This window comes from Bradyrhizobium sp., assembly GCF_016462955.1.
Lineage (GTDB): Bacteria > Pseudomonadota > Alphaproteobacteria > Rhizobiales > Xanthobacteraceae > Bradyrhizobium.
The window spans coordinates 1-2,300 of record NZ_JAEMSD010000764.1 but is presented as its reverse complement, the minus strand read 5'-3'; the positions used below and the strand labels follow the sequence as shown (position 1 = coordinate 2,300).

Sequence of the window (2,300 nt, the reverse complement as noted above, 5' to 3'; positions counted from 1 at the left end):
TGTCAAACGCCATCCGGAACTGCCCCCTTTGCGTCATGAAGAACTGCCCCCACCATCGGGATTATGATCTCGGTTGAAGGTTGTTTCCGCCGGTGACGGGCCGGAGGGAGGCGGAGCCGACTGGAGGGCCGTCACCGGCGGTCGGCGTCTTTATAAGGCCGCTCTTGCGCTTGGCGCGGAGCCGGTAGCTGTCGCCGCGGATCGTCAGCACGTGACTGTGGTGGAGGAGCCGATCGAGGATCGCGGTGGCGACCACGGGATCCGCGAACACGGTGCCCCATTCGGCAACGCTGCGGTTTGAGGTGATCAGCATGGCGCCAGTTTCGTAGCGGCGGCTGACCAACTGGAAGAACAGATGCGCCGCGTCAGGTTCCAGCGGCAGGTAACCGAGCTCGTCGACGATCAGCAGCTTTGGCTTCGACAGGGCGAGCAGTTTCTCGTCCAGCCGTCGCTCGCCGTGCGCCTTGGCAAGGCCCGCGACCAGTGTCGTCGCCGTGGTGAACTGCACCGTGTATCCGGCCAGGATCGCCTCTCGTCCCAGCGCGATCGACAAGTGCGTCTTGCCGACGCCCGGCGGCCCGAGCAACAGCACATTCTCGCCGTTGGCGATCCAACGTGACGCGGCAAGGTCACGGATCTGCTTTGGATCGATCGACGGCTGCGCCTCGAAGTCGAAGCCAGCAAGCTCCTTCACAGCCGGGAAGTGCGCGAGCTTCAGCGCCATCTCGACGCGGCGATGATCCTTGCGTGCGATCTCGCGCTCGCACAGCAAGATCAGCGTCTCACGCGCCGACAGGTTCGCGCGCGCGGCTTCGTCGAGCAGGCTGTCGAGCTGATCGCGGATGCCGGAGAGCTGCAATCGCGCCAGCATGGCATCTAGCGGATCGTTCGTTGCTTCCATTGCCTTTTTTGCCCTCGCCATCAGAAGCTTCCTCCGACCATGGCTTCGTATTCGGCAAGAGGACGTAACAACGACGGCGGTGAGGACGGCGCCGGCACAGCGATCTCCGCCCGGCGGACCGCGCCATTGCGACCAGCAACACCATCGAGATGGGCGGAGTCGACAATCCGCAGCCGGCGACCCTCCGATTGCTTGTGGACCGCGACCTGGTGCAATCCATGGCGGATCCGCACTTCGCCGGCCGCGATCGTTACCGCCACGCGCTCGCCAATCAGGCGCCACGGTACCGAGTAGCTGTTCGTGTCGATCTCGACGGCGCAATCATTGCCGACGACGCGGGACAGTTCACGCAAGGATCCAAACGAGGGCTGCCCGCCGAGCGGCTTCAACCGATGTATCTCGTCACGCGCGAAGCGGATGATCGGCGTCTCGCCGGTCGTGCCGTGGATCCGAACGTTCGCAACCTCTCGCTCCCATCTGTCGAGATGCGCCTCGAATGCTTCCCAACTTGGGAAGGAATGACCGGCGATCGCGTTCTTCTTCACGTAGCCGACGCCGTTCTCCGTCTTGCCCTTCGTGCGCGCCCGATATGGCGCGCAGGCGCGAGGGCGAAAGCCCCAATGTTTTGCGAAGGCTATCAGCTTGTCGTTGAACTGAACCGACCGGCTCACTGCGTCGTGCCGCACGACAAGCGCGCGTGGATTGTCCATCAGCACTTCCTCCGGCACACCGCTGAAGGTCGTGAATGTGCTCTCGAGCCCGGCGAACCAATGCTCCTGCCTCTCGGCCCGGAACGCACGCACATGGAGCCTTCGCGAGTGTCCAAGCGTTGCCACGAACACGAATGCCTTGACTTTCGCCCCTCCGATCTCGACCAGGCGCTCCCCGAAGTCGATCTGCAGCTGCCGGCCCGGGGGCGTCTCAAACCGCGTCGTCGCCAGCGCCTCCGCTTTCAGCGCCTGGCGATAGGGCTGCACGGCGCGTTGCAGTGTCCGCCGGCTGACGGCCACGCCTTTCTCGGCCAGCAGGTCCTGTCGCACCACGTCGGCATTGCCGCGATGCCGAATGAGCCTCTCGCGCAGCCAACCCTCAAGGCCGTCGAGACGCTTCGGCCGCTCAGGCGACTTGAACGGCTTCACCCCGCCCGCCGCCAAGTAGTCCTTCACCGTGTGGTGGCTGCAGCCCAGCTGCCGCGCAATCCGCTTCACACCCCACCCGCACGCCCTCAGGCGCATCATCTCCGCCACGTCATCCGGCGTCTTCATCATCTGCCCCCGTGGATCATTCCACGGCGAGCCTTCAGTGATTCGTTCCCGCTTCATTCACTCTCTCCTCAGCTATCCAAGGAGGGGGCAATCCCTTGTGACGCTGAGGGGGCAGTTTTCCATGGCGCGCGACA

General features: G+C 64.3%; 2 protein-coding genes. Both read right to left on the bottom strand.

Annotation, left to right across the window (positions count from 1 at the left end; all coding sequences use genetic code 11):
- Nucleotides 1–61: 61 nt before the first annotated feature.
- Nucleotides 62–922, bottom strand: coding sequence for an IS21-like element helper ATPase IstB (gene istB / locus JHD07_RS38055; protein ID WP_028139087.1), 861 nt, complete (start codon nucleotides 920–922; stop codon nucleotides 62–64).
- On the bottom strand, nucleotides 922–2,223 hold the full coding sequence (gene istA, locus JHD07_RS38050) for an IS21 family transposase (RefSeq protein WP_049820478.1): 1,302 nt from the start codon (nucleotides 2,221–2,223) through the stop codon (nucleotides 922–924). Before istA ends, istB begins: the two co-directional genes overlap by 1 nt.
- Between the last annotated feature and the right edge of the window lie 77 nt (nucleotides 2,224–2,300).